General features: G+C 67.9%; 24 protein-coding genes and 1 tRNA gene. 16 read left to right on the forward strand and 9 right to left on the reverse strand.

The genetic code is table 11. The annotated features are described in order from the left end of the window. Nucleotides 1-46: 46 nt before the first annotated feature. Together dapA and K5L94_RS09155 are read left to right on the forward strand one after the other, a co-directional pair. Nucleotides 47-940: a 4-hydroxy-tetrahydrodipicolinate synthase gene (gene dapA / locus K5L94_RS09150; protein WP_180879757.1), complete on the forward strand. Its 894-nt coding sequence runs from the start codon at nucleotides 47-49 to the stop codon at nucleotides 938-940. A 32-nt stretch (nucleotides 941-972) separates the two neighbouring features. Further along, complete coding sequence (locus K5L94_RS09155) at nucleotides 973-1488, forward strand: hypothetical protein (RefSeq protein WP_008267845.1); 516 nt, start codon at nucleotides 973-975, stop codon at nucleotides 1486-1488. Nucleotides 1489-1663: 175 nt separating this feature from the next. Here the strand turns inward: K5L94_RS09155 and fdxA are convergent, their stop codons facing one another. Further along, entirely contained in the window at nucleotides 1664-1987 is a 324-nt protein-coding gene (fdxA, locus tag K5L94_RS09160) for a ferredoxin FdxA (protein WP_005409054.1), read from the reverse strand. A gap of 191 nt (nucleotides 1988-2178) precedes the next feature. On the opposite strand from fdxA, the gene K5L94_RS09165 reads away from it, so the two are divergent. Beyond that, nucleotides 2179-3603 carry a sugar porter family MFS transporter gene (locus K5L94_RS09165; RefSeq protein WP_053449375.1) on the forward strand — a complete coding sequence of 475 codons (1425 nt, stop codon included), beginning with the start codon at nucleotides 2179-2181 and terminating at the stop codon, nucleotides 3601-3603. Between the two features lie 461 nt (nucleotides 3604-4064). On the opposite strand, the gene K5L94_RS09170 is transcribed toward K5L94_RS09165, so the two are convergent. After that, a tRNA-Glu gene (locus K5L94_RS09170) sits at nucleotides 4065-4139 on the reverse strand. 52 nt (nucleotides 4140-4191) lie between these two features. Here K5L94_RS09170 and pcnB point away from each other — a divergent pair. The 9 genes from pcnB to K5L94_RS09215 all read left to right on the forward strand — a co-directional run bounded on the left by pcnB (nucleotide 4192) and on the right by K5L94_RS09215 (nucleotide 13758). Further along, nucleotides 4192-5571, forward strand: a complete 1380-nt coding sequence (gene pcnB, locus K5L94_RS09175; RefSeq protein ID WP_049457499.1) for a polynucleotide adenylyltransferase PcnB — start codon at nucleotides 4192-4194, stop codon at nucleotides 5569-5571. Nucleotides 5572-5574: 3 nt separating this feature from the next. After that, nucleotides 5575-6060 (forward strand): 2-amino-4-hydroxy-6-hydroxymethyldihydropteridine diphosphokinase, encoded by a 486-nt coding sequence (folK, locus tag K5L94_RS09180; RefSeq protein WP_274512479.1) that lies wholly within the window; start codon nucleotides 5575-5577, stop codon nucleotides 6058-6060. A gap of 34 nt (nucleotides 6061-6094) precedes the next feature. Beyond that, nucleotides 6095-6910 carry a 3-methyl-2-oxobutanoate hydroxymethyltransferase gene (panB, locus tag K5L94_RS09185; protein WP_004153072.1) on the forward strand — a complete coding sequence of 272 codons (816 nt, stop codon included), beginning with the start codon at nucleotides 6095-6097 and terminating at the stop codon, nucleotides 6908-6910. Next, entirely contained in the window at nucleotides 6907-7746 is an 840-nt protein-coding gene (gene panC / locus K5L94_RS09190; RefSeq protein ID WP_053449377.1) for a pantoate--beta-alanine ligase, read from the forward strand. Before panB ends, panC begins: the two co-directional genes overlap by 4 nt. A gap of 66 nt (nucleotides 7747-7812) precedes the next feature. Then, complete coding sequence (locus K5L94_RS09195) at nucleotides 7813-8310, forward strand: hypothetical protein (protein ID WP_053449378.1); 498 nt, start codon at nucleotides 7813-7815, stop codon at nucleotides 8308-8310. Nucleotides 8311-8397: 87 nt separating this feature from the next. Further along, entirely contained in the window at nucleotides 8398-8778 is a 381-nt protein-coding gene (panD, locus tag K5L94_RS09200; protein ID WP_008268179.1) for an aspartate 1-decarboxylase, read from the forward strand. Continuing rightward, nucleotides 8775-10289 (forward strand): glucose-6-phosphate isomerase, encoded by a 1515-nt coding sequence (gene pgi / locus K5L94_RS09205; protein ID WP_274512480.1) that lies wholly within the window; start codon nucleotides 8775-8777, stop codon nucleotides 10287-10289. Before panD ends, pgi begins: the two co-directional genes overlap by 4 nt. Nucleotides 10290-10570: 281 nt before the next feature. Further along, the gene (locus K5L94_RS09210) at nucleotides 10571-10777 is read left to right on the forward strand and encodes a DUF6229 family protein (RefSeq protein WP_049423517.1); all 207 of its coding nucleotides are present in this window, start codon (nucleotides 10571-10573) and stop codon (nucleotides 10775-10777) included. 80 nt (nucleotides 10778-10857) lie between these two features. Beyond that, nucleotides 10858-13758 (forward strand): type 2 lanthipeptide synthetase LanM family protein, encoded by a 2901-nt coding sequence (locus K5L94_RS09215; protein WP_274512481.1) that lies wholly within the window; start codon nucleotides 10858-10860, stop codon nucleotides 13756-13758. A 21-nt stretch (nucleotides 13759-13779) separates the two neighbouring features. Here K5L94_RS09215 and K5L94_RS09220 read toward each other — a convergent pair whose 3' ends face one another. Then, on the reverse strand, nucleotides 13780-14349 hold the full coding sequence (locus K5L94_RS09220; protein ID WP_008265983.1) for a response regulator transcription factor: 570 nt from the start codon (nucleotides 14347-14349) through the stop codon (nucleotides 13780-13782). Beyond that, nucleotides 14346-15572 (reverse strand): ATP-binding protein, encoded by a 1227-nt coding sequence (locus K5L94_RS09225; RefSeq protein ID WP_053449382.1) that lies wholly within the window; start codon nucleotides 15570-15572, stop codon nucleotides 14346-14348. Before K5L94_RS09225 ends, K5L94_RS09220 begins: the two co-directional genes overlap by 4 nt. Nucleotides 15573-15686: 114 nt before the next feature. On the opposite strand from K5L94_RS09225, the gene ispG reads away from it, so the two are divergent. The 3 genes from ispG to K5L94_RS09240 all read left to right on the forward strand — a co-directional run bounded on the left by ispG (nucleotide 15687) and on the right by K5L94_RS09240 (nucleotide 18530). Further along, nucleotides 15687-16952, forward strand: a complete 1266-nt coding sequence (gene ispG, locus K5L94_RS09230; protein WP_274512482.1) for a flavodoxin-dependent (E)-4-hydroxy-3-methylbut-2-enyl-diphosphate synthase — start codon at nucleotides 15687-15689, stop codon at nucleotides 16950-16952. Beyond that, on the forward strand, nucleotides 16933-17682 hold the full coding sequence (locus tag K5L94_RS09235; protein ID WP_053449384.1) for a phosphatase PAP2 family protein: 750 nt from the start codon (nucleotides 16933-16935) through the stop codon (nucleotides 17680-17682). Before ispG ends, K5L94_RS09235 begins: the two co-directional genes overlap by 20 nt. A gap of 200 nt (nucleotides 17683-17882) precedes the next feature. After that, nucleotides 17883-18530: a response regulator gene (locus K5L94_RS09240; RefSeq protein WP_006432784.1), complete on the forward strand. Its 648-nt coding sequence runs from the start codon at nucleotides 17883-17885 to the stop codon at nucleotides 18528-18530. Between the two features lie 332 nt (nucleotides 18531-18862). Here the strand turns inward: K5L94_RS09240 and eda are convergent, their stop codons facing one another. The 5 genes from eda to zwf form a co-directional block, all read right to left on the reverse strand. After that, a complete protein-coding gene (eda, locus tag K5L94_RS09245; protein WP_053449385.1) occupies nucleotides 18863-19522 on the reverse strand; it encodes a bifunctional 4-hydroxy-2-oxoglutarate aldolase/2-dehydro-3-deoxy-phosphogluconate aldolase in 660 nt (219 codons plus the stop codon). 238 nt (nucleotides 19523-19760) lie between these two features. Beyond that, nucleotides 19761-21677, reverse strand: coding sequence for a phosphogluconate dehydratase (gene edd, locus K5L94_RS09250; protein WP_053449386.1), 1917 nt, complete (start codon nucleotides 21675-21677; stop codon nucleotides 19761-19763). A gap of 58 nt (nucleotides 21678-21735) precedes the next feature. Next, nucleotides 21736-22458 (reverse strand): 6-phosphogluconolactonase, encoded by a 723-nt coding sequence (gene pgl / locus K5L94_RS09255; RefSeq protein ID WP_164087926.1) that lies wholly within the window; start codon nucleotides 22456-22458, stop codon nucleotides 21736-21738. Then, nucleotides 22455-23462 (reverse strand): glucokinase, encoded by a 1008-nt coding sequence (glk, locus tag K5L94_RS09260; protein WP_006432897.1) that lies wholly within the window; start codon nucleotides 23460-23462, stop codon nucleotides 22455-22457. The genes pgl and glk overlap by 4 nt, the downstream gene beginning before the upstream one ends. Continuing rightward, a complete protein-coding gene (gene zwf / locus K5L94_RS09265) occupies nucleotides 23459-24895 on the reverse strand; it encodes a glucose-6-phosphate dehydrogenase (RefSeq protein ID WP_337999990.1) in 1437 nt (478 codons plus the stop codon). The genes glk and zwf overlap by 4 nt, the downstream gene beginning before the upstream one ends. A gap of 353 nt (nucleotides 24896-25248) precedes the next feature. Here zwf and K5L94_RS09270 point away from each other — a divergent pair, with 353 nt between their 5' ends. Beyond that, entirely contained in the window at nucleotides 25249-26331 is a 1083-nt protein-coding gene (locus K5L94_RS09270) for an ABC transporter ATP-binding protein (RefSeq protein WP_053511424.1), read from the forward strand. The last annotated feature ends 87 nt before the right edge of the window (nucleotides 26332-26418 follow it).

The raw sequence follows: 26418 nt of genomic DNA on the forward strand, positions 1-26418 counted from the left end.
CTTTCGTGGCGGGCGTTTTCCCTTCCCAGCCAAGAGCAGCACGTCCTTGTCCCTTTCCGGCCTCATCACCGCGCTGGCGACCCCGTTCCGGGCCGACGGCGCCCTCGATCCCGACGGTTGGCAGCGCCTGCTGCACCTGCAACTGGAAGGTGGCGTCCATGGCGTTGTCGTAGCCGGCTCGACCGGCGAAGCGGCGACCCTCACCGATGCCGAGTACGACCTGCTGCTGGCCAGCGCGGTCGAGCGCATCGGCGGCCGCATCCCGGTCATGGCCGGTACCGGCCTGTCGGGTACGGCCAAAACCATCGAACAGACCCGCCGCGCCGCTGCGCTGGGTGCCAGCCATGCGCTGGTGGTTACCCCGCCGTACGTGCGGCCGACCCAGGCCGGCCTGATCGCGCACTACCGCGCGGTTGCCGACCAGGGCGGGTTGCCGGTGGTGCTGTACAACGTGCCCGGCCGCACCGGTTGCGACATGCAGCCGGAGACCGTGGCCGAACTGGCCCGCCATCCCAACATCGTCGGCATCAAGGAAGCGGTGGGCGACACCGGCCGGGTGCAGGCGCTGCTGGCGCTGCGCAGCCCGCAGTTCGCGGTGCTCAGTGGCGATGACGGCACTGCCGCGCGCTCGATCCAGGCCGGTATCGACGGCCTGGTCTCGGTCGGTTCCAACGTGCTGCCCGGCGCCTACCGCCGCATGTGCGAGCTGGCCGCCGCCCATGACCACGAAGCCACCGGGTCGTGGGATGCGCGCCTGCAGCCATTCCACGACTTCTGCGGTGTCGAGCCGAACCCGATTCCGGTCAAGGCGCTGCTGCGCCGCATCGGCATCGGCCACGACCTGCGCCTGCCGCTGCTGCCGCTGTCGGCGGCGCATCATGCGGCTGCCGACCATCTTGCCGGCGACATCGCCGCCCTCGAAGCCCTTTCCAGCCACTGACCTTCCGTCTTGGTCTGACCCAGGAGATTCACATGCGTCAATCCGTTTCCACCGTCCGCGTGCTGTCCTACGCCCTGCTTGCTGTAGCTGTCGCGGCCGGCACCACCGGTTGCTTCAAGCGTGGCGTCAAGGGCGACTACGCCCTGGCCCCGGAAATGCGTCCGCTGGAAGTGCCGCCGGACCTGAACCTGCCCAACGCCACCTCCGACAACAAGGTGCCGACGCTTGCTTCGGCGACCAAGCCGGCGGCGCCGGTGGCTGCGGCCCCGGCCGTGGGCAACACCGGTTTCACCATCGCCGGCGGCAAGGATGAAGCCTTCGCCAAGGTCGGTAGCGCGCTGGAAGGCGTGGCGGGCGTGACCATCGCCAGCCGCGCGCAGCTGCTGGGCTCGTACGACGTGGCCTACGAAGGCAGCAACTTCCTGGTCCGCGTGGTCGCTGTCGATGCCGGCGCCTACATCTCCGCGGTCGACCCGCGTGGCCTGCCGGCCACTGCCGAAGCGCCGGTCAAGCTGATTGCCGCACTGAAGGCGAAGCTGGCCCAGTAAGAGCCGGTCGGGTGGGTGCGGGCCCAGGTCCGCACGTGCCCGGGTAGGGGCCGACCTTGGTCGGCGCTTCTGTGCCAACCAAGGTTGGCACCTACCGGATCACGCGGTTGGCATCTGCCGAAGAACAGAAAAGGGCGCCCTCGGCGCCCTTTTCCGTTGCCGCAGTGGGCGCTTCTCAGCGCTCCAGCAGCTTCAGCTTGTCCGGCTTGCCGTCCCATTCGCCGGCGTCGGCGGGCGGATCCTTGCGCACGGTCAGCACCGGCCATTCCTTTGCCAGTTCGGCATTGAGGGCGACGAAGCCTTCCTGCCCGGCGGGGACGTCGTCCTCCGGGAAGATCGCGTTGACCGGGCACTCCGGCTCGCAGAGGGTGCAGTCGATGCACTCATCCGGGTCGATCACCAGGAAGTTCGGGCCTTCGTGGAAGCAATCCACGGGGCACACTTCCACGCAATCGGTGTGTTTGCACTTGATGCAGTTTTCGGTGACGACAAAGGGCATGGGCTGGGGGTGGATCGATTCCTGAACCTGACAATTCTAGAACAGGTTGGCCCCCGGTGTCGGCGCGGGACGGAAAACGGGCGTCTGGCAGGCGCGACCACTGCGGCCATTGGCGGCACGGCCGAGCCTGTGCGACGCTGCGGGCCATCGGCCGCAGCGGTGGCCGAATTCCCTTTCCAGCAGGATCGTCCATGTCCCAAGCCCAGACCGGCACCGCCCCGCACGGCGGTGAGAACACCGCGTTCATCGTCCTGATCAGTTGCGTGGCCACCCTCGGTGGATTCCTGTTCGGTTTTGACAGTGGTGTCATCAATGGCACGGTCGATGGCCTGCGCCAGGCCTTCAACTCCAGCGAAGCGGCACTGGGTTTCGAAGTTGCTTCGATGCTGCTGGGCTGCGCGATCGGCGCCTTCCTGGCCGGCTGGCTGGGGGATCGCCTGGGGCGCCGCGGCGTACTGATCGTCTCGGCGCTGATGTTCCTGGTCTCGGCGCTGGGCGCCGGCGCCGCCCATGCGTCCTGGCTGTTCATCGCCGCGCGCGTGCTCGGCGGCTTCGCCGTAGGCGCGGCCAGCGTGATGTCACCGGCCTACATCGCCGAAGTGGCCTCGGCGCGCTATCGTGGCCGCCTGGCCACGGTGCAGCAGATGGCGATCATCTGCGGGCTGTTCGCCGCCTTCCTCAGCAACTACCTGCTGGCCCGCGCAGCCGGCGCGTCAACCGAGCCCCTGTGGCTGGGCCACGAGGCCTGGCGCTGGATGTTCTGGATGCAGGCGCTGCCGTCCGGGCTGTTCCTGCTGCTGTTGCTGGTGATTCCGGAGAGCCCGCGCTTCCTGGTGCTGAAGGGGCGGCAGGCGCAGGCGAGGGCGGTGCTGGCCCGGCTGTACGGCGACGGCGCGGCGGCGGCCAAGCAGGCCGAGATCGAAGCCAGCCTGGCGCACGACCAGCACAAGCCGCGCTTTGGTGATCTGCGCGACAAGGCCACCGGCCGGCTGCGCCCGATCCTCTGGGTCGGCATCGGCCTGGCCATGTTCCAGCAGCTGGTCGGCATCAACGTGGTGTTCTACTACGGCGCGGTGCTGTGGCAGGCGGTCGGCTTCTCGGAAAGCGATGCGCTGCTGATCAACGTGCTGTCGGGTGCACTGAGCATCGGGGCCTGCCTGCTGACCGTGCTGCTGATCGACCGCATCGGCCGCAAGCCGCTGCTGTGGGTCGGTTCAGTCGGTATGTCGGTGGCGCTGGTGCTGATGGTGGTGGCCTTTGCCAGTGGCAGCCTGGCCGAGGGCCGCCTGCAGCTGTCCGACGGTATGGGCCGGCTCGCGTTGGTCGCGGCCAACGTCTACGTGGTGTTCTTCAACATGTCCTGGGGCCCGGTGATGTGGGTGATGCTGGGCGAGATGTTCCCGAACCAGATCCGCGGCCCGGCACTGGCAGTGGCCGGCGCGGCACAGTGGACCTCGAACTTCGCGATCACCGTGACCTTCCCGATGCTGCTGGCCGGCATCGGCCTGGCCGGGGCCTACGGCATCTATACGGTCGCAGCGATCCTCTCGATCTTCTTCGTCGTCCGCCATGTGCGCGAGACCAAGGGCAAGGAGCTGGAGCAGATGGAAGGCTGACGGCCAGCCTGTGTTTCAGCGCCTCCTTTCTCCGTGGGGAGGCTGCAGGCCAGCCGATCCAGGACACGCCGTAAACCCATCCCTGGGGGCTCGATGGCGCCATCCATGGCGCCAACGGTCCTGGAGCGGCTGGCCTGCCACCTCTCGACACATCACGGGTGGCGGATGCAGGTTGGCGCGTCGGGATGGAACATGCGGCGGGAGACGAAGAGTGCTTACTGCCGCGGTCGCGGGAAACTGTCAGGAGGGGGCGGGCCACCCTTTTCTGGACCGTTGGCGCCATGGATGGCGCCATCGAGCACCATGGATGGGCTTTTGCGTGTCCAGAAAAGGGTGGCCCGCCCCCTCCCGCGCAGGAACAGGGAGGCGCCAACGCGACCAACCCGACCGCAACCATCGGCAATCCCGGAAAACAGAAAAGCCCGCGCGAGGCGGGCTTTTTCGGTTCCTGCTGCGGCGACTGGCGCTCCCTAGGGGACTCGAACCCCTGTTTTAGCCTTGAGAGGGCCACGTCCTAACCACTAGACGAAGGGAGCGTAACTGTGTCGCTGCCGAGGCAGGAGCGCTAGTATATGCACCTCGATGCCATTGGGCAATCCCGAAACTTCAACCGGAAGCGCCAACATCATTTCCTCTGCTACATCACCGTTCAGCCTGCGCGTCATCCCGCGCGACCAGCACACGATCTCCCGCAAGGACATCAGCCCGAACGCCCTGCGCGTGCTTTATCGCCTGCGCGATGCCGGCTTCGGCGCCTACCTTGTCGGCGGCGCGGTGCGTGACCTGCTGGTCAATGGCCAACCCAAGGATTTCGACGTGGCCACCGACGCCACGCCCGAACAGGTCAAGCAGTTGTTCCGCAACTGCCGCCTGATCGGCCGCCGCTTCCGCCTGGCCCACGTGGTATTCGGCCGCGAGATCATCGAAGTGGCCACCTTCCGTGCCAACAGCGACGACGGCAGCGGCGACCGCGAGATGGAAAACGGCATGCTCGTGCGCGACAACGTGTACGGCTCCATCGAAGACGATGCCGTCCGCCGTGACTTCACCTGCAACGCGCTGTACTACGCCATCGAGGACTTCTCGGTGCGTGACTACACCGGCGGCTTCGAAGACGTGCAGGCGCGCTTGATGAAACTGATCGGCGACCCCGAGCAGCGCTACCGCGAAGACCCGGTACGCATGCTGCGTGCGGTGCGCCTGGCGGCCAAGCTCGGTTTCCAGATCGAAGAGGGCACCGCCGCGCCGATTCCGCATCTGGCTGGCCTGCTCAACGAAGCCGCGCCAGCGCGCCTGTTCGAGGAAGTGCTCAAGCTGTTCCTGTCCGGGCATGGCGTGGCCAGCTTCGAAGGCCTGGAGCGCTACGGCCTGCTGGATGTGCTGTTCCCGGAAAGTGCCAAGGCGCTCAAGTCCAACCGCACCGGCGCGCTGCGCCGCATGCTGGTCGAGGGCCTGGCCAACACCGATGCGCGCGTTGCCAATGACGAGCCGGTCTCGCCGGCGTTCCTGTTCGCGCTGCTGCTGTGGCCGGCCTACTGCCGCGCGCAGGCGACCCTGCTCAAGCAGGGCGTGGCACCGGAAGAGGCACAGCGGCGTGCCGCCGACCGTGTGACCGTGCAGCAGCTGAGCACCATCGCGCTGCCGCGCCGCTTCTCGCTGCCGATGCAGGAGATCTGGCTGCTGCAGTCGCGTTTCGGCTCGCGCCAGCGCAAGCGCGTGTTCCGCACCCTGACCCATCCGCGCTTCCGTGCTGCGTTCGATTTCCTCAGCCTGCGCCAGGTGGCTTCGGCCGAGCACGCCGCCGATGTCGAGTTCTGGCGCGAGGCGCAGGCGCAGTCCGGGCGCGAACTGGAGTCGTCGTTGGATGCGATGCACAGCGAAGAGGGAGATGACGAAAGCGGAGCACCGCGCAAGCGTCGCCGCCGTCGTCGTCGCCCGGGTGCCCCGGCCGGTGCGGCGGGCGAGTAAGCGATGACCCTTGCCTGGATCGGCCTCGGCGCCAACCTCGGCGACGCGGCCGAGACCGTCGGCGCGGCGATTGCCGCGCTGGACGGGCTGCCCGGGACCCGCCTGCGGCAGGCCTCGCGCCTGTATGCCACGCCGGCCTGGGGCAACCAGGACCAGCCGCCGTTCGTCAATGCGGTGGCCGCGGTCGATACCGCGCTGCCAGCCGATGAGCTGCTGCAGGCGATGCTGGCACTGGAGCAGCGCTTCGGCCGCGTGCGTGATCCGGCGGTGCACTGGGGTCCGCGCGCGCTGGATCTGGACCTGCTGCTGTACGGCGCGCAGGAACTCGACCAGCCCGGGCTGCAGGTGCCGCACCCGTACCTGCACGAGCGTGCCTTCGTATTGGTGCCACTGGCCGAAATCGCACCGGATCTGGCCATTCCCGGCCATGGACGCGTGCGGGATGCAGTGATGCGGGTGGATGCCTGCGGGATCGCGCCGATAGAGTGATAATGCCCGGGTTATCTCCCCCGGTTATCAGCACATGAGCACCCACGCAGACAGCAAGCCCTGGACCGTTCCCGCCCTGGCCGAGGCCAAGCGCAATGGCCAGAAGCTGGTCATGTTGACCGCCTACGACGCCGGCTTTGCCCGCACTTTCGACGCAAACGGCGTTGACCTGATCCTGATCGGCGACTCGCTGGGCATGGTCGTGCAGGGCCATGATTCGACCCTGCCGGTGACCGTGGCCGACATGGTCTACCACACCCGCGCCGTGGCCCGCGTACTGCAGCGTGCGCTGCTGGTGGCCGACCTGCCGTTTGGCGCCGATGCCACCCCCGAACGCGCGCTGGATGCCTCGCTGCAGCTGCTGCAGGCCGGTGCCGAGATGGTCAAGATCGAAGGTGCCGGCTTCAAGGTCGACATCATCCGCTATCTGGTCGAGCGCGAGATCCCGGTCTGCGCGCATCTGGGCCTGACCCCGCAGTCGGTGCTGCGCCTGGGTGGCTTCAAGATCCAGGGCCGTGGCGATGCCGCGCGCCAGCTGGTGGAAGATGCCAGGGCCGTGGCCGCCGCAGGTGCCAGCATCATGGTGCTCGAATGCGTGCCGACTCCGGTCGCTGCCGAAGTCACGGCGGCGGTGGACGTGCCGACCATCGGCATCGGCGCCGGCCCGCAGTGCGATGGCCAGGTGCTGGTGCTGCATGATTTCCTCGGCCTGGACAGCGGTCATCGCCGCCCGAAGTTCGTCAAGGATTTCCTTGCCGAAGGCGGTTCGGTGGCCGGTGCCACCCGCGCCTATGCCGACGCCGTGCGCGACGGCAGCTTCCCTGACGAACAGCACGCCTACGCCCAATGATCCAGACCTTCAACGAGCTCGGCGCACTGCGCGAGCAGATCGGCCAGTGGAAGCGCGAAGGCCTGCGCGTGGCATTGGTGCCGACCATGGGCAACCTGCATGGCGGCCATCATTCGCTGGTGACCCTGGCGCGCCAGTACGCCGACAAGGTGGTGGCGAGCATCTTCGTCAATCCGACCCAGTTCGGACCCAATGAAGACTTCAGCCGCTACCCGCGCACGCCCGAGGCCGATGTGGCCGGGCTGGAGCAGGTCGGCTGCGATGCCGTGTGGCTGCCCAGCGTGGAGGCGATGTACCCGCTGGGCGTGGACAAGACCACGCAGATGCATGCCCCGGGCGTGAGCGAAGTACTGGAGGGTGCCAGCCGCCCGGGCCACTTCGATGGCGTGTGCACGGTGGTGGCGCGCCTGTTCCTGCAGGTGCAGCCGGACGTGGCGGTGTTCGGCCGCAAGGACTACCAGCAGCTGGCCGTGATCAGGCAGATGGTGGCCGAGTTGTCGTTCCCGATCCAGATCGTGGGGGCGGAGATCGTGCGCGACGAGGATGGCCTGGCCAAGAGTTCGCGCAACCAGTACCTGAGCGCCGAACAGCGTCCGGTCGCGACCGCCCTTCACCGCACCCTGCTGGGCATGCGCGAAGGCTATGTGGCTGGCCAGTCGCGCGCGCAGATCGAGGCCGATGCGACGGCCGCGCTGCAGGCGGCCGGTTTCCAGGTCGACTACGCGGTGCTGCGCACCCCGGAGCTGGCCGAGCCGACTTTCGACGGCGGTGGCCGCGTGGCGCTGATTGCCGCGCGCCTGGGCAGTACCCGGCTGATCGACAACCTGGAATTCTGAGCCGCATGCGGCTCCGGGGCGCCCGCAACGGGCGCCTCCCACCTTCCCACGGACGGGAGACAGCACATGAAGATTCCTGCCACTGATACCGGCCGCCTTGCCCAAGCCTCGATCCTGGCGGTGCTGGCTGCGGGCATGCTGCCGGCCCAGCTGGTGGGCGGACTGTTGTTCGCACTCGAATTCAGGCGCACACCGCTACCGGCGCTCAACGGCGGCGGACTGATGTTCGTGCTGGCCGCCTGCGGTGCCATTGCCGTGCTGTTGCCGATGGCGCTGTTCCAGCAGTCTCAGTGTCGCCTGCGCCGGGGCCGCTTCGTGTGGGTCGGCTTCGGGCTGGCGGCGCTGGTCATGGCCATCTGTACCTGGCCGGGTGAGGACAGCGGTCCGCTGCTGCAGCGCCTGCGTTACGTCGACACCTTCGATGTGGTTGGCTATGGCCTGCTGGTGCTGGCTGCAGGGGGCTTCGGCGGGGTCGCCGGGCTGGCCTTCCACACCGTGTTCCGCCTGTCCATGGGCGGCACCGCCAGTGCGATCCCGGCAGCCCCGCCGGGCGAGGACGCCTGAACGGCCTTCAGCGTCCTGCCGCAGGCCCCTGACGACGCTCAAGCGGGTGCTAGAATCCGCTCTTTCCTTTGCCGTTGCAGCGCCCCCATGCACCTGTCCCTGCTCAAGACCAAGATCCACCGCGCCACCGTCACCCATTCCGAGCTGAACTACGAAGGCTCGATCGCCATCGACGACAACCTGCTGGCTGCCACCGGCATCCGCGAGTTCGAGCAGGTGCATATCTGGGACGTGACCAACGGTGCGCGCTTCTCGACCTATGCCATCCGCGCCGAAGCCGGCAGCGGCGTTGTCTCGCTCAACGGTGGCGCCGCGCGCCACGTGCAGGTCGGTGACATCATCATCATCGCCGCGTTCGCCAGCATGACCGAGCAGGAAGCCGACAGCTTCAAGCCGAAGCTGGTGTACGTTGATGGCAGCAACCAGATCACCCACACCAACGACACGATCCCGACCCAGGCCGCATGACAACGAACAACGGATTCGACTCGCTGCATTCCCACGCCCAGCGCCTGAAGGGCGCAAGCATTCCCGGCCTGCTCGCCGCCGAACCCGGCCGCGTACAGGACCTGGCGCTGCGGGTCGGTCCGTTGTACGTCAACTTCGCCCGGCAGAAATACGATGCCGCCGCGCTGCAGGCGTTGCTGGCACTGGCCGCCGGCCGTGATGTCGGCGGTGCCATCAATCGCCTGTTCCGCGGCGAGCAGGTCAACCTGACCGAAGGCCGCGCTGCGCTGCATACCGCACTGCGTGGCGATGTGGTCGATGCGCCGGTGGCGGCCGAGGCCTATGCCACTGCGCGCGGAATCCGCCAGCGCATGGGCGTGCTGGTGCGCGCGCTGGAAGACAGCGGCGTGACCGACGTGGTCAGCGTCGGCATCGGCGGTTCCGATCTCGGCCCGCGCCTGGTGGCCGATGCGCTGCGCCCGGTCAGTGGCGCGCGCCTGCGCGTGCATTTCGTGTCGAACGTGGACGGCGCCGCGATGCAGCGCACGCTGGCCACGCTGGATCCGGCAAAGACCGCCGGCATCCTGATCTCCAAGACCTTCGGTACCCAGGAAACCCTGCTCAACGGCCAGATCCTGCACGACTGGCTCGGTGGCAGCGAGCGCCTGTATGCGGTCAGCGCCAATCCGGAACGTGCCGCCAAGGCGTTCGCGATCGCTGCCGATCGCGTACTGCCGATGTGGGACTGGGTGGGGGGCCGTTATTCGCTGTGGTCGGCGGTCGGTTTCCCGATCGCGCTGGCGATCGGCTTCGAGCGTTTCGAGCAGCTGCTGGAAGGCGCGGCGCAGATGGATGCGCATGCGCTGGACGCGCCGCTGGAGCGCAACCTGCCGGTGCTGCACGGCCTGACCGACATCTGGAACCGCAACCTGCTGGGCTGTGCCACGCATGCGGTGATGACCTACGACCAGCGCCTGGCGCTGCTGCCGGCCTACCTGCAGCAGCTGGTGATGGAGAGCCTGGGCAAGCGCGTGCAGCGTGATGGCCAGCCGGTCACCACCGACACCGTGCCGGTGTGGTGGGGCGGGGCGGGCACCGATGTGCAGCACAGCTTCTTCCAGGCGCTGCACCAGGGCACCAGCATCGTGCCGGCCGATTTCATCGGCTGCGTGCACAACGATGATCCCTACACGATCAATCATCAGGCCCTGCTGGCCAACCTGCTGGCACAGACCGAGGCGCTGGCCAATGGCCAGGGCAGCGACGACCCGCACCGCGATTACCCGGGCGGTCGCCCGAGCACGCTGATCCTGCTTGATGCACTCACCCCGCAGGCATTGGGCGCGCTGATCTCGATGTACGAGCACGCCGTGTACGTGCAATCGGTGATCTGGAACATCAATGCCTTCGACCAGTTCGGTGTCGAGCTGGGCAAGCAGCTGGCCAGTGGCCTGCTGCCGGCGTTGCAGGGTGAGGACGTGGCGATCGCCGATCCGATGACCCGCGAGATTCTTGCGCAGCTGAAGCGCTGAGCCTGTCCCTGGAGGCGCCGGCCACCGGCCGGCCATCCCCGCATCTCACATCCCGGCCATGCACGCGCCCTTCCGTGTTGCGCGTGCCGTGCATCCGCGTGCCTGCCGCAGCGCAGCTTGACGCCGCATCGAATGCCGATGCAGTGTGCACGGGCGGCAGTACCTGTCATCCAGTATCGCTCGCAGCATGAAGTTGATGCCAGGGACTGGCCGTATCCGAAGGAACGTGGAATCGATCCACGTTCTCAACGCCTCATGTTGTGAATGACAGGAGATTGCGAATGGATCTGAATGACGATGTTGTGTCCGGCTGGCTCAACGGCTCGGACGATGTGGATGGGTGTGCCAACCCCGCCGGTTCGCTGTTCATCTATGGCGCTGCGGCCACCGAGTCCGCGCTCACGTCGGCCTCCGACACCCTGATCACCGGTGGTGGTACCGAGTGCACCACCACGATGTCGGTGGTCAATCACTGCCTGTGCTGTTGATGTAGCCCGAGCCGGCACGCAGCGGCTTGCGCTGCGTGCCGGCCACTGGAACAGACTCTGGACACTTTGCAGGGGGCGTAATGACCGCTTCTCCGGCTGCGGCCGTGTTTGCGCGCATCACCGAACATTTTCTTGCCGATGCGCGCGCCGCGTTGGCCGCTGGCCTGCATGACCCCGCTCTCGACCTGCGGCCGGACGAACGCGCGCTGCTGCACGGGCAAGGCGATGCCGCGCTTCGTGAGCATGCCCAGCTCAAGCTCAATCGCGTGCTGCTGCTTGAACTGCATGCCGCCGCGCGCGGCGGTGACATCGGCCCACTTGACAGCGCCGGTGCGCTGGACGAATTCATGGCCCTCGCCACCAGCGAGGGCTTCCAGCAGCATCTGCAGCGACGCTACCCGGTGCTGTTGCCGCGGCTGTCGCGCATGCTCGAAGGGCAATGCGCGGCCGTGGTGGAGCTGGCCGCGCGCATCGGCAGTGATCGCGCGCTGCTGACGGAGCTGCTCGACCGGCCGGCAGGAGCGTTGCGTGCCGTCTCGCTGGGGCGGGGTGACCTGCATGGCGGCGGCCGCACAGTGGCGCGGCTGCAGTTCGACGGTGGCACGCTGATGTACAAGCCGCGCTCGCTGCGCATCGATGCCACGCTCGATGGCCTGCTTGCCGCAGTCTTCGGCGAAGGCGCGGACCGGGTACGCGTGCCCCGCGTGGTTGATCGTGGCAGCCACGGCTGGGCCGCATTCGCGGAGCACCGCTACTGTTCCGGTGACGAAGAGCTGCGTGCCTATTACCGCGGCCTCGGTCACTGGCTGGCGATCCTGCGCCTGGTCGGGGGTACCGACATCCATCTTGAGAACCTGATTGCAGTCGGGCCGGTGCCGGTGGTGGTCGACGCCGAAAGTGTGTTTTCGCGCGTCATCGACGTCGAACCCTCAGGCTTGGGCGATGCCTACGACACCGCCGTCAAACTGATGCGCAATTCCGTGCTGCGCACCGGTATCGTGCCGTTCCGCACCACCGGCCTCGGCATGGAAGGCGTGGACCTGTCCGCGGCCGGCGCGCTGCCGGGCGAGCAGCCACGGGTGCAGGTGCCGGTGATCATCGAAGACGGGACCGCGCCGGCGCGGCTGGGCCTGGTCGAGGCGGAGGTTGCCATCGCACAGAACCATCCGAGCCCGCAGCCGGATGTCTCGTTGTACTGGGACCACATCAGCGAGGGTTTCGTCGATGCCAGTGGGCGCCTGCGCGCGCTGGATGCGAAGGGCGAGCTGATGCCGTTGCTGGCGGGGTTCGAAGGGTGCCAGGTGCGGGACGTGCGGCGGCCGACCATGGCCTATGCCGAGCTGGGGCGGATGCTCTGGCATCCGGCGTCCCTGCACAACGAATCCCAGGCAGTCGAACGTGCCGTCGACCTGCTGGTACGGAACGCGACGGTATCGCCGGCTGCACCTTCGGACCTGGACACCGTGCGCGGCGAGGTGGATGACCTGCGCTACGGTGACATTCCGATCTTCGCATCGCTGCTGGATGCGCCACGCATTCATTCGATCGTCGCCAACTGGCGCGCGATGCGCATCGATCTGGAAGACGTGACCATCCGCAGCACGCTGGTGGCCACCGACCTGAACCAGCATGCGCTGGCACGTGCAGAGGCCCGCTCCGGCTACAGCTACGCGGCACGGCAGCCGCACGCCGACGAACTGGATGCGCGTCGACGCGCACTCGCAGCGCGCGCGGTGGAGAACCTGCTTCGGCTGGCCGTGCACGGTGAAGACGGCTCGATGACCTGGATCACGCCCGAGGTGACCCGCAGCGGCTGGACGGTTCAACCAGTGCAGCCCGACCTGTACTTCGGCCTGGGTGGCATTGCCTTCGCGCTGGCGGCTTACCGCCGTGAAGTGGCGCAGGGGCGTGCAGATCCGGTGGCCGGCCTGGAACCGGCCATCGACGGCGCCATTGCGGTGTTCCAGACCATGTGCGAGCGCCATCCTGCCGAGATCGACGGTGGATTCGTCGGCACCGGTTCGCAGATCTGGACCCTGCTGGCGTTGCACGATCTGTTGCAGCGGCCGGCACTGCTGGCGCTGGCAGAACACTGCGCGGAAGCCGCCGAACGCCGTGGTTTCCAGGGGCCGGTGAAGTTCGAACTGATTGATGGCGTGTCCGGCATGATCCTGCCGCTGCTGGCGCTGGCCGAGGCCACCGGCAGCGCGCGCTGGCTGGATCTGGCGGCTGCAGCGGGACGACGGATGCAGGATGCGGCGATCGTCGATGCCGACGGTGCGCGCTGGCCGACGCCGCAGTTCCGGGAGCCGATCGGTGGCTTTGGCCATGGTGCGATGGGCATGGGGTGGGCGCTGGCACGGCTGGCACGTTCGCAGGCGGGCAGTGCGGCAGAGCGCGCCGCCTGGCGGCAACTGGCAGAAGAGGCCTTCGCGTTCCAGGCGGCATTGTTCGAGCCGCATACCGGGCACTGGCGCGACATCCATCTGCAGGACGGGCAGAAGAACTTCCCCACCTGGTGCCATGGCAGCGTCGGCATCGGACTGGCGGCCGCCGACCTGTATGCGCGTACCGGCGACCCGGCGCAGTTGCGCGACATGCGCCGGGCGGTGGCCGATGCACGCGGCAAATGGGGTTTCAGCCATACCCTGTGCCACGGCGACGTGTCGACCCGCGAGCTGCTGGTGCTGGCCGCCGCGCTGGACCCGGAGGGCTGCCCCTATGCGCGGGATGATGCAGCCATCGAGATCGTGTCTTCGATCGAGGAGCACCAGGGCATGGTCGGCGGGTTGACCCGTGCGGCCTTCACCCCGGGCCTGATGATCGGGCTGGCCGGCGCGATCTATGGATTCCTGCGCATGCATCCGGCCTGCGTGCTGCCGTCGCCGCTGCTGCAGGAGACGGCGTCGGCGCGGGCGGGCGCAATGGAGCCACGATTCAGCAGCGGGCAGGCCGTGCCGGCGGCGCTGGCGGAGGCCTGAGCCGGGAACGTCCCGCGGCGGTCAACGGGTCGGGTCGCGTTCCGGGCTCGGCCGCTTGGCCAGCTTGCGCTGCAGCGAGCGTCGGTGCATGCCGAGCAGGCGCGCGGCTGCCGAGACATTGCCACCGGTCTCGTGCATCGCCTGCTGGATGTGTTCCCACTGCAGGCGGCTGATCGGCGTCATCGCGTCGGGCACTTCCATTTCGCCATCGTCGGCCGGGCCGTCGTCTTCCTCGCCCAATGCGCGCAGGATCATCGGTACGGTCGCCGGCTTGGGCAGGTAGTCGTCGGCACCGAGCTTGATGGCTTCCACCGCGGTAGCGATGCTGGCGTAGCCGGTCACCAGCAGGATCCGCATGTCGGCACGCAGGGCGCGCAGCGGCTGGATCAGGGCCAGGCCCGAATCGCTGCCCAGCTTCAGGTCGATCAGCGCGAACGCTGGCGGATGCTGGCGGGCCAGTGCCAGCGCGCTGGCGGCATCCTGTGCGGTCTGCGTTTCAAGCCCCTTGCGGGCCAGGCTGCGCTGCAGGGTGCGCAGGTACAGCTCGTCGTCGTCGACCAGCAGGCCCAGGGTGGAGTGGTGAAGGCTCATGGGGTGTCCTCGCGTGGGGCCAGCGGCAGGCGGAAGCCGACGCGGCTGCCGGCCCCCTGGGCCGGGCGCATCCACATCTCGCCGTCGAGGCGTTCGATGGTGGCATGGGACAGGGCCAGGCCGACGCCCATGCCCTCGCTCTTGCTGCTGCCGAACAGCTTGCCCGGCAGCACGGCGGCGCGGGCATCGAAGCCGTGGCCGTAGTCGCGGACTTCGCCGATCAGGTCGTCGCCTTCGATGCGCAGGTCCAGGTCCACGCGCGGCCGGCCGGCCTTCTCGCCGGCATCGGCGGCGTTGTTGAGCAGGACCATCAGCAGGTGGCCCACGCCCGGGTCCAGCGGCAGCCGCAGTGGCGCATCGTCGTTGCGGTGCAGGTCGATGGTCGGCCGCACCAGTCGCCATTGCTCCAGCACCTGCTGGGCGCTGGAGTGACTGCGGCCCGGCGCGTCGGCCGACGCTGGTGCGGCCAGTGCCAGCACCCGCTCACGGCACTGCACCAGCAGCTCGCGCAGGGTTTCCATGTCCTCGCGTACTTCCGGCTCTTCGCTGCGCTCGGCAACGTCGTCGGCGAGCAGGGTCATCGTCGCCAGCGGGGTATTCAGTTCATGCGCCACCGAGGCGGCATGGGTGGCCAGGGCGACGATGCCTTCGTTGCGTGCGAAGCGCTCGCGCAGCGCCGACAGCTCCAGCTCGCGCTGGCGCAGTGCCAATGCCAGCCGGGTCGAGAACGCCAGCACCACCGCGGCGGAGATCAGGAAGTTGGCGACCACGCCCCAGCGGTTGAGGTCCTGTGCGCGGAAGTAGCCGTCCGGCAGGGGTTGCCCGAAGATGCCGCTGCTGGCGTAGCCGAGCAGGCAGGCCAGCGCGACCGCCAGCGCCCAGCGCAGGGGCAGGGCGAATGCGGCCAGTGCGATCAGGATCAGGAACAGCGAGCTGAACGGGTTGGCCATGCCGCCGCTCCAGCCCACCATCCAGGTCAGGATGATCACGTCCACCAGGATGTGGCCGAAGGCGGTCAGCGGCGCGGTGTCGGCTGCCTCCGGGCGCAACTGGGTGTAGACGTTGAACAGGGCCAGCACCGCCACGCCGGCCCACAACGGCAGCTGCGGCAACGGCAGGCCCAGCACCCAGGTGGCCACCAGGATGGTCGCGGCCTGGCCGCCCACGGCAAGCCAGCGCAGGCTGCACAGGGTACGGAGAAACGGGGCGTCGGGACCGGTCATTCACGCCCATCGTATGCGTTCACGGGCGGACGTGCCTGCGACAATAGGCCGCAGCCGTGCCGCCGGCTGAATGCGAGTCACCCGGAATGCGGGGGCGGGCGGTAGAATGCGCCCATGCACGACGCCGTCACCCGCCCGACTCCGCCCTCCGATGCCACCTTCTGGCCGCGCCGCCAGACCCATGCCGTGCAGATCGGCGGGGTCACCGTAGGCGGAGGCAAGCCGGTGGTGGTGCAGTCGATGACCAACACCGACACCTCCGACGTGGCCTCCAGCGTGAAGCAGGTGGCCGAGTTGTGGCGTGCCGGTTCGGAAATGGTGCGGTTGACCGTCAACACCGTTGAAGCCGCTGCGGCGATTCCGCGTATCGTCGACAAGCTGGCGATGATGGGCATCGACGTACCGCTGATCGGTGACTTCCATTACAACGGCCACCAGCTGCTGACTGCCGAGCCCGCCTGTGCCGAAGCACTGGCCAAGTACCGTATCAACCCGGGCAACGTCGGCTTCGGCAAGAAGAAGGACCTGCAGTTCGCCCAGCTGATCGAGTTTGCGATCCGCTACAACAAGCCGGTGCGCATCGGCGCCAACTGGGGCTCGCTGGACCAGGCCCTGGCGGCGAAGCTGATGGACGAGAACAACCTGCGCGAACAGCCCTGGGACGCCGGCCGCGTGCTGCGCGAAGCGCTGATCCGTTCGGCGCTGGATTCGGCCGAGCAGGCGGTTGAGCTCGGCCTGCCGCGTGATCGCATCGTATTGTCGGCCAAGGTCAGTGGCGTGCAGGAGCTGATCGCGGTGTACCGCGACCTGGCCCAGCGTTCCGACTTCGCCCTGCACCTGGGCCTGACCGAGGCCGGCATCGGCAGCAAGGGCATCGTCGCGTCGTCGGCGGCGCTGAGCGTGCTGCTGCAGGAAGGTATCGGTGACACCATCCGCATTTCGCTGACCCCGGAACCGGGCCAGTCGCGTACGCAGGAAGTGATCGTCGCCCAGGAACTGCTGCAGACCACCGGCCAGCGCGCCTTCACCCCGCTGGTCACGGCCTGCCCGGGCTGCGGTCGCACCACGTCCGAATTCTTCCAGGAACTGGCCAAGGTGGTGCAGAACCACGTGCGCGAGAAGATGCCGCTGTGGAAGATCCACCACCCGGGGGCGGAGAACATGACCCTGGCGGTGATGGGCTGCATCGTCAACGGGCCCGGTGAGTCGCGCCACGCCAACATCGGCATCTCCCTGCCGGGTACCGGTGAGACGCCGGCGGCGCCGGTCTTCGTCGATGGCGAGAAGAAGGTGACCCTGCGTGGCGACAACATTGCCCAGGAGTTCGTCGCCCTGATCGACGATTACGTCGAACACAACTATGTCCGAAGCGCCGGATAAGCCTGCGATCCTCGCTGCACCGGAGTCAGCCTCCGGTTTCCGCCACTGGATGGCGCGCAACGCCTGGCGCCTGCTGCTGCTGTTCGGTGGCGTGCTGCTGCCGTTGGCCGGTTTCGTCGCGCTGGCCGATGAAGTGCACGAATTTGAATCGTTCCATTTCGATGCCCCCCTGCTGTGGCAGATGCATGGCCTGCATTCGCCGCTGCTGGACCGCTTCTTCGTGCTCATCTCCAGGCTGGGCTACGAGTGGTTCCTGATCCCGGCCGATGTGCTGATCATCGGCGTGCTGCTGGGCTACCGGCGCTGGCGCGAGGCCACCTTCGTCGGCGTCAGCTTCGTCGGCTCGGCGCTGCTGAACATGGGCAGCAAGCACTTCTTCCAGCGCCAACGCCCCAGCCTGTGGGAATCGATCGCGCCGGAATCGACGTTCAGTTTCCCCAGTGGCCATGCGATGGGGTCGATGACCCTGGCGGTGACCCTGGTACTGCTGGCCTGGAACACCCGCTGGCGCTGGCCGGTGCTGCTGCTGGCCCCGGCGTTCAGCCTGCTGGTCAGCGTGTCCCGGGTCTATCTGGGGGTGCATTACCCCTCCGATATCCTGGCCGGATGGTGTGCCGCGCTGGTTTGGGTGGTAGGGTGCTATCTGGTCATGTTCAGTCGCCGGCACCCATGGCGACGTCACGGCTCGCCGCCAGCGAAGGCCAGCGAAGCATCATCACAGGGGGTTTGACGTGGATGACCCTTCGGGGACGTCTACGTGATAGATCAGTTGTTTCGTTGCAGCAGGTTCTGCAAGACAGGGGGCAAGCACCAGGCGCGGTACTGTGATGCGCAAGGCAGATTGCCATTGCCGCATTACGAACGCGCTTGCAGGGTTACGGCACCCTGCCTAGCTTGACCTGCAATGGCCGCATTCGAAGAGGTACGTGAATGACGATTCGAGTCTACCTGGTGGATGACCACGCACTGGTCCGCACCGGGATGAAGATGATTCTGTCGGGGGAAACCGACATCGAGGTGGTGGGCGAAGCCGAGACCGGCGAAGACGCGCTGCGTGAAGTGCGCCAGCTGCTGCCGGACGTGGTGCTGTGCGATCTGCACCTGCCGGGTGTCAGTGGCATGGAAGTGACCGAGCGCATTGTCCGCAGCCACCGCAATACCCGCGTGGTGATCGTGTCGGTGCTGGAAGACGGCCCGCTGCCGAAGCGCCTGCTTGAAGCCGGTGCCGCCGGCTACATCGGAAAGGGCTGCGATGCGCAGGAGCTGCTGCGTGCGGTGCGCGACGTGGCGGCCGGTCGTCGCTACCTGGGCACCAGCATCGCGCAGAACCTGGCGCTGTCGACGGTGGAGGGCAACGGCTCGCCGTTCGACAGCCTGTCGCCGCGCGAGCTGGAAGTGGCGCTGCTGCTGACCCAGGGCCTGCGCCAGGAAGACATCGCGCGGCGCCTGAGCCTGAGCGCGAAGACGGTGAACACGCACAAGGCGCGGTTGTTCGAGAAGATGGGAATCCACGACAACATCGCGCTGGCGCGCATGGCGAGCCAGTACGGGCTGGTGGATCCGGCACGGCCGTTGTGAGGGTTTCGGCCAACGGCTGAGCCCCTCGCGGTGTGCGGTGCGGTTGAATTCTGAGGGGCCGGGCGGATGGGCTGTGCAGGGGGCGCTGCAAGTACGTCCCTGTAAGCTCGGTCGCCGCATCCATGCGGCTCACGCCCCTGCACAACCCATCCGCCCGGCCACGGACAGGTTCCGTGCGCGTCCACCGCGGAATGAAGAAGGAAGAGCAGGAGCGGGTCGCGCGCTGTGCGCGCTCGTCGCCCGGGGTCGGATCCCTTTCCCGGTGGGAAAGGGCTCTGACCCCTGATGATGCCGGAGCCGAGCGTGGGCTCGGCTCTACACCTTTGTCGGGCTCAGTGGCCGCGCACGCGCTTGATGATCTTCGCCGCGTCGGCGGCGCTGGCGCGGACCTTGTCCCATTCGCCGTCGGCGATCCAGTTGCCCGGTACCATCCACGAACCACCGATGCAGACCACGTTCTTCTGCTCGAGGTATTCGGCGGCGGTGTTCTCGGTGATGCCACCGGTCGGGCACAGCTTGAGATCGGCGACCGGGCCGGCCAGGCCCTTGATCATCGCCAGCCCGCCCACGGCCGTGGCCGGGAACAGCTTGCACACGCGGAAGCCGCGCGCATACAGCGACAGCAGCTCGGTCGGCGTCGCCGCACCCGGCACCACCGGCAGCGGGGCGGCGGCCAGCGCATCGGCCAGTGCCGGCGGCGTACCCGGGGTCACCAGGAAATCCGCACCCGCATCGATGGACTGCTGCATCTGCTGCACGGTCAGCACCGTGCCCGCGCCCACCACCACATCGGGCAGCTCGCGCTTGAGCATCGCCAGCGCTTCCATCGCCACCGGCGTACGCAGGGTCAGCTCGATCGCCGGCAAGCCCCCTTCCAGCAGCGCCGCACTCACCGCACGCGCCTGGTCCAGCGTATGAATCGTCACCACCGGCAGGATGCCCGCCGCATGCAACAGCTCCGCCGCCTTCACCTGATGTTGTTCGATACCCATAGCTCTGCTTCTGCCTTTGCTTCTGCGTTTGAATTTGATTTTCAGTGATCACTTCGCGGCGTATCGGCGCCGGAAACTGTGATGCGGCGGAGGGCAGGCCGTCGCCAGGACCGTTCGCGCCATGGATGGCGCGACCGAGCCTACAGGGACGTATTCACGGCGTGTCCTGGCGACGGCCTGCCCTCTGCCGCCGCCAGCAAACTCACCGCCGCAACAAACCCGCAACGCTCTTCAACCCTCAGGCGTCCTTCGCCTCATGCGGCGCCGCCGCTGCCGCCGCATCGTGCCCCAGCTCATACTCGGCGTCGTAATCCCACGGCCCACCATCCGCCGCTGCCGGCCCGCACGAAATCGAAATCGCGCCCTGGTCGGCCGGGCCCACCACGCGACGGTTGATCGCGAACAGATTGCGGCCCAGGTCATGCGCTGCCGGAGCCGTGTTCGGCGCCAACGACCGCGCCGCCCATTCGGCAGCGTCCACCAGCACTTCCAGCGTGCCGGCTTCACCATCCAGGCGGATCATGTCGCCCTCGCGGACCTTCGCCAGCGGGCCACCGCGCGCCGCTTCCGGCGTCACGTGGATGGCCGCCGGAATCTTGCCCGAGGCGCCGGACAGGCGGCCGTCGGTGACCAGCGCCACGCGCCGGCCCTGGTTCTGCAGCAGGCCCAGCAGCGGCGCCAGCGAATGCAGTTCCGGCATGCCGTTCGCACGCGGGCCCTGGTAACGCACCACCGCCACGAAATGCTCGGGCAGCAAACCGCCGGCGTGCAGCTTGTTCAGCACCTGCGGCGCATCGACCACCACCGCCGGTGCCTCGATGCTGCGGTACTGCGGCTTCACCGCCGACAGCTTGATCAGTGACTTGCCCAGGTTGCCGCGCAGCAGGCGCAGGCCACCCTGGCTTTCGAACGGGTTGTCGACGCTGCGCACCACCTCTTCATCGGCACTGCGTTCCAGGCCCGGCAGGTAGACCAGCTTGCCCTCGCGCAGCTGCGGCTCGCGGGCGTAGTCGGCCATGCCGCCACGCGCCACGCTGACCAGATCGCCGTGCATCAGGCCGGCCTTGATCAGTTCGCCGAACACGAATGCCGGGCCACCGGCGGCGGCGAAGCGGTTCACGTCGGCTTCGCCGTTCGGGTACACACGGGCCAGCAGCGGAATCAGCTGCGAGAGTTCGTCGAAATCATCCCAGGTCAGCACGATGCCGGCGGCCCGCGCCACCGCGATCCAGTGGATGGTGTGGTTGGTCGAGCCGCCCGTGGCCATCAGCGCGATGACCGCGTTGATGATCGCACGCTCGTCGATGATCCGGCCCAGCGGGCGGAAATCGTCGCCCAGCGCGGTGATGTCCAGTGCGCGCTCGGTGGCTTCGCGGGTCAGTGCATCGCGCAGGGCGGTGTCCGGGTTGACGAACGACGCACCCGGCAGCTGTACGCCCATCGCTTCCAGCAACACCTGGTTGGAATTGGCGGTGCCATAGAAGGTGCAGGTGCCGGCGCCATGGTACGAGGCGGACTCGGCCTCCAGCAGCTCCTCGCGGGTGGCTTCACCGGCGGCGTAGCGCTCGCGCACTTCGGCCTTCTGCTTGTTCGGAATGCCCGGGGTCATCGGGCCGGCCGGCACGAACACCGCCGGCAGGTGGCCGAAGGCCAGCGCACCGATCAGCAGGCCCGGCACGATCTTGTCGCACACACCAAGGTGGACGGTGGTGTCGAACATGTCATGGCTGAGGCCGATGGCCGTCGCCTGGGCGATCACATCGCGCGAGAACAGCGACAGTTCCATGCCGCCACGGCCCTGGGTCACGCCGTCACACATTGCCGGCACCGCGCCAGCCACCTGTGCGGTGGCGCCCAGCTCGCGGGCGATCTTCCGGATCTGTTCGGGGTAGGTCTCGAACGGCTGGTGCGCCGACAGCATGTCGTTGTAGGCGGTGATGATGCCGAGGTTCGGCGTCACGCCGCCGCGCAGCCGGCTCTTGTCAGTACCGCCGCAGGCGGCGAAGCCATGGGCGAGGTTGCCGCAGCTCAGGCGGCTGCGGAAGGGGCCATCGCGCAGGGCGGCGTCGATCGCGGCCAGGTAGGCGGCGCGCGAGGCGGCGCTGCGGCGGATGACGCGCTCAGTGATGGCGTGCAGTTGCGGATGGAGGCTCATTGGCTACCGGCGTTCGTGGTGGCGAGAGGCAAGCGGCGGCAGCGCGCCGCCGCCGACTTCAATCAGCCCAGTGGACGCGCAGGCGCGCGCCTTCCAGGTTGATCGCGTTGAGGATCGGATACTGCTGGGCGTCGTTGCTGTCCAGGGCCTGGCGCAGCACCTGCAGCTTCTGCTTGCCGCGCAGCAGCAGCAGGCGCTGGCGGCACTGGCGCAGGCCGTGCGGGGTCAGCGTGATGCGCAGCGGCCACTGGTTGGCACCGGGGCAGCCGGTGGCATCCAGCGCCGCATAGGGCAGGGTGCTTTCCAGCGCGCGGGCGAGGTCCTTCGAGCCCGGGAACAGCGAGGCGGTGTGGCCGTCATTGCCCATGCCCAGCGCCACCAGGCTCGGCGGCTGGCTGTGCTGGGCCTGCAGGTTGACGGTGTAGACGCATTCCGGCAGCGGCTTGCCGACGCGCACCAACGGGTCGAAATGCGCGCCCTCGGCGCGCTTGAGCAGATGTTCGCGCACCAACCAGGCGTTGCTGTCACGATCCTGCGGCGACAGCCAGCGCTCGTCGGCCAGGCTGACTTCAACCCGGTCCCAGTGCACGTCCAGCTCGGCCAGTGCCTGGTACACCGGCGCCGGCGTGGTACCGCCAGACAGCAGGATGCGGGCGCGGCCCACTTCGTTGATGTCGTGGTTGAGGGTCTGTGCCATCTCGGCGGCGACCGCCTCGATCCAGCCATCGGCGTCGCCGTGCTGGATGAACTCGATGCGGTCGTCGTGGAAGGTGGGGCTCATGCGGCAACTCCTGGTGCGTCACGTTCGGCGTCGGCGGCATAGGCGGCGGCGCCCAGCAGCCCAGCGTGGGGATGCATCACCGCCAGCGACGGCACCCGCGCCATGATCGAAGAGAAGCGGCCCTTGTGCTCGAAGCGCTGGCGGAACCCGGAGTGCTGCAGCGAATCAAGCATCTTCGGGGTCAGGCCGCCGGTCAGGAACACGCCGTCCCAGGCGCCCTGGGTCAGCACCAGGTCACCGGCGATCGCGCCGAACACGGCGCAGAACACGTCCACGGTGCGCATCGCCTGCGGGTCGCCATGCAGCGCACGTGCGGTTACGTCCACCGGCTGCAGCTGGCCCGGGTCAATGCCGGCCATCTCGCACACGGCGCGATGGATGTTGACCAGGCCAGGGCCGCAGATCAGCCGTTCGTTGGAGACGCGCCCAAACTGCTCGGACAGGATCTCCAGGATACGGATCTCCTCCGGCGTTCCCGGCGGGAAACTGACATGGCCGCCTTCGGTTTCCAGCGGATAGCAGCGGCCATGGCGCAGGATCAGGCCGCCGACGCCGAGTCCGGTGCCGGGTCCGATCACCGCGTAGTTGCGCGGCTGTCCGGGTTTGCCCGGTACCCATGCCGCGCCACCGACCTGGATCACGTCTTCCGGCTGCAGCAGCGAGATCGCCATCGCCTGTGCGGCGAAGTCGTTGATCAGGTGCAGTTCGTCGAAGCCGAGCATCGCCGCGGTGCGGCTGCGCGAGATCACCCACGGGTGGTTGGTGATGCGTGCCTCGTCACCATCGACACGGCCCGCCACCGCGAACACGCCACGGCCCGCGCTGGCACCGATCTGTTCGAGGTGATGACGTGCGGCGTCGCCCAGCGATGGGAACTCCGCCACTGCGTATTCGCGGATGCTGTCCTTCAGCAGCGGCGCGTCCAGCGAGGTATCGGCCAGTGCGAAACGGGCATTGGTGCCCCCGATGTCGGCGACCAGCACCGGCTGCGAGCCGACACTCATGCCGAGGCTCCACTGTCCGGCGCATCCACGCCCTGCGGCAGGAACTCCGTTGCGTTGCCCGGGCCCCACTGGCCGGCGGGGTAGGGTTCCAGCGGCAGCCTGGCTTCCTTCCAGGCATCGGCGACGCTGTCGATCCATGCCCAGGCCGCGCGGACTTCGTCGTCGCGCACGAACAGCGTGTGGTTGCCGTTGAAGGCATCCAGGAACAGGCGTTCGTAGGCGATGCGGCGGTGCAGGCCGGTCGGCACCGACAGTTCCAGTTCCAGCGGATGCAGTTCCAGCGCGCCCCATTCCGGGCCGGCCAGGCTGCTCATCAGGCCCAGCTCGATGTTCTCCTGCGGCTGCAGCTGGAACACCAGGCGGTTCGGTGCGGCCTGCGCACGCTGCGGGCGCTCGAACAGCCAGTGGGTGACCGGCTTCAGCGTGACCACCACGCGGGTGGTGCGCTCGGGCAGGCGCTTGCCGGTGACCAGGTGGAACGGCACGCCGCTCCAGCGCCAGTTGTCGATATGCGCGGTGACGCCGGCGAAGGTTTCCACGTCGCTGCCTTCCGGCGGCTGGTAGGCCTGGGCCGGCTGGCCGTTGATGGTGCCGGCGGTGTAGCGGCCACGGATGCTGTCACGCGCGGCGTGCCTGGCATCGAGCGGGCGCAGGGCGCGCAGCACCTTGACCTTCTCGTCGCGGATGCGGTCGGCTTCCAGCGAGGCCGGCGGCTCCATCGCCACCATGCACAGCAGCTGCAGGATGTGGCTCTGGACCATGTCACGCAGCGCACCGGAACGGGCGTAGTAGGCGTCGCGGCCATCCACGCCTTCGCTTTCGGCGACCAGGATGTGCACCGATTCGATGTAATTGCGGTTCCACACCGCTTCCAGCAGCGTGTTGCCGAAGCGCAGCGCGATCAGGTTCTGCACCGCCGCCTTGCCCAGGTAGTGGTCGAGACGGAACACGCGGTCCTCGTCGATCCACTGGCCGATGGTGGAGATGATCTCTTCAGCGCTTTCGCTGTCGCTGCCGATCGGCTTCTCCAGCATCAGCCGTGCCGGCGCGGCGAGGGCGCCGCCCTTGGCCAGGCCTTCGCAGGTGGAGATGTACAGGCCCGGCGGGATGGCCAGGTAGCTGACGCACTTGCGGTGCACCAGGTCGGCGACCGCGGCGGCCACCGAATCGACGTCGCGCAGGTCCACCGAGCGGTAGTCGATGCGGCGCAGCAGCCCGGCGATGTCGTCCTGCGTGGCCATCGGCATGGCCTGCTGCAGGCGCGGCCGCAGGATGTCATGGAAGGCTTCGGTGTCATGCCCGGACAGGGCCAGTGCGCGGATGCGGAAGTCCTCCGGCAGCAGGCCGTCGCCGAGCAGGCGAAGCAGCGAAGGGAACAGGTAGCGCTGGGCCAGATCACCTGTGGCACCGAACAGGAAGAGGGTGTCGTGCATCGCTCGAGTTTCAGATCCGGGTGACATCGTTGTCAATCGCTTCATGGCTGGGTTCGGGGGACATCCGCGCAACTGCCTGTCCGAGGTTCGTCGGGCGGGTTTCCCGGGGCTCCGGAAGACCGTTCCAATCGAAACCACTACCTCGGCGGAACCTTCGTTCAATCGCCGACGCAGATCGGTGCGCACCGATCATCGGATAGTGCCACGTGAAAACGTTTACATGGCAGAATGGGCAACTGTATTCGATTGCAGTGCTCGCCGCCATGCGGTGGGCGCGCAATCATCACTGCCATCGGGAGGGCCGAGGCAGTCCCAAAAGACAGCCCGGCATCGGGCGGACCGGATTAGGTGATATGGCAAAAGTGCAGTTGCAGGGTGTGCGCAAGGTCTATGACAACGGCCAGGTCGCGGTGAAGGACGCCAGCTTCGAGGTCGCCGATGGCGAGCTGATGGTGCTGGTCGGCCCGTCCGGCTGTGGCAAGTCGACCCTGCTGCGGATGGTGGCTGGGCTGGAAGAGATCAGCGGCGGCACGCTGACCATCGGCGATCGCGTGGTCAACGACGTGGCGCCGAAGGATCGCGACATCGCGATGGTGTTCCAGAGCTACGCGCTGTACCCGCACATGACCGTGGCCGAGAACCTGGCCTTCGGCCTGAAGCTGCGCGGCCATGACAAGGCGACGATCGACAGGCGCATCGCCGAGGCGGCGCAGACGCTGGGCCTGACCGAGATGATGGACAAGCTGCCCAAGGCGATGTCCGGCGGCCAGCGCCAGCGCGTTGCGCTGGGCCGCGCGCTGGTGCGCGAGCCGGCGGTGTTCCTGCTCGACGAGCCGCTGTCGAACCTGGATGCCAAGCTGCGCCACAGTGTGCGGACCGAGATCGCGCAGCTGCACCGCAAGCTGGGCACCACCATGATCTACGTGACCCATGACCAGGTCGAAGCGATGACCCTGGGCCAGCGCATCGTGGTGCTGAAGGACGGCGTCATCCAGCAGATCGACACGCCGATGGCGCTGTACGACCGCCCGGCCAATCTGTTCGTGGCCGGCTTCCTCGGCAGTCCGGCGATGAACGTGCTGCGTGGCACGCTGCAGGGCGATGCCGGTGGCGTGACCGTGGTTGACGGCGAATGGCGCGCGCCGCTGGGCCAGGCCACGATCGATCCGGCGTGGCTGCAGAAGCCGATCGCGGTGGGCGTGCGCCCCGAGCACCTGCAGCCGGCGACCGCCGACGATGCGCATGCGTTCAACGCGCGCATCGAAGGCATCGAACCGGTCGGCAACGAGATCTTCGTCAACCTGAGCAGTGGCCAGCATGCGCTGACCATGCGCGTGGCGCCGCAGGTACTGCCGGCGGTGGGTGAGCAGATCCGCGTGGCGATCCACCCGCAGGGGCTGCATTTCTTCAACCCGGAAACTGGCGAGCGCCTGTAACGGGTAGGGCCGGCCGCTGGCCGGCAACCTCAACCAGGCGTGGTTGCCGGCCAGCGGCCGGCACTACCATTCATTCGCCGAAGGCGT

This window comes from Stenotrophomonas forensis, from assembly GCF_028752115.1.
Classification (GTDB): domain Bacteria; phylum Pseudomonadota; class Gammaproteobacteria; order Xanthomonadales; family Xanthomonadaceae; genus Stenotrophomonas; species Stenotrophomonas forensis.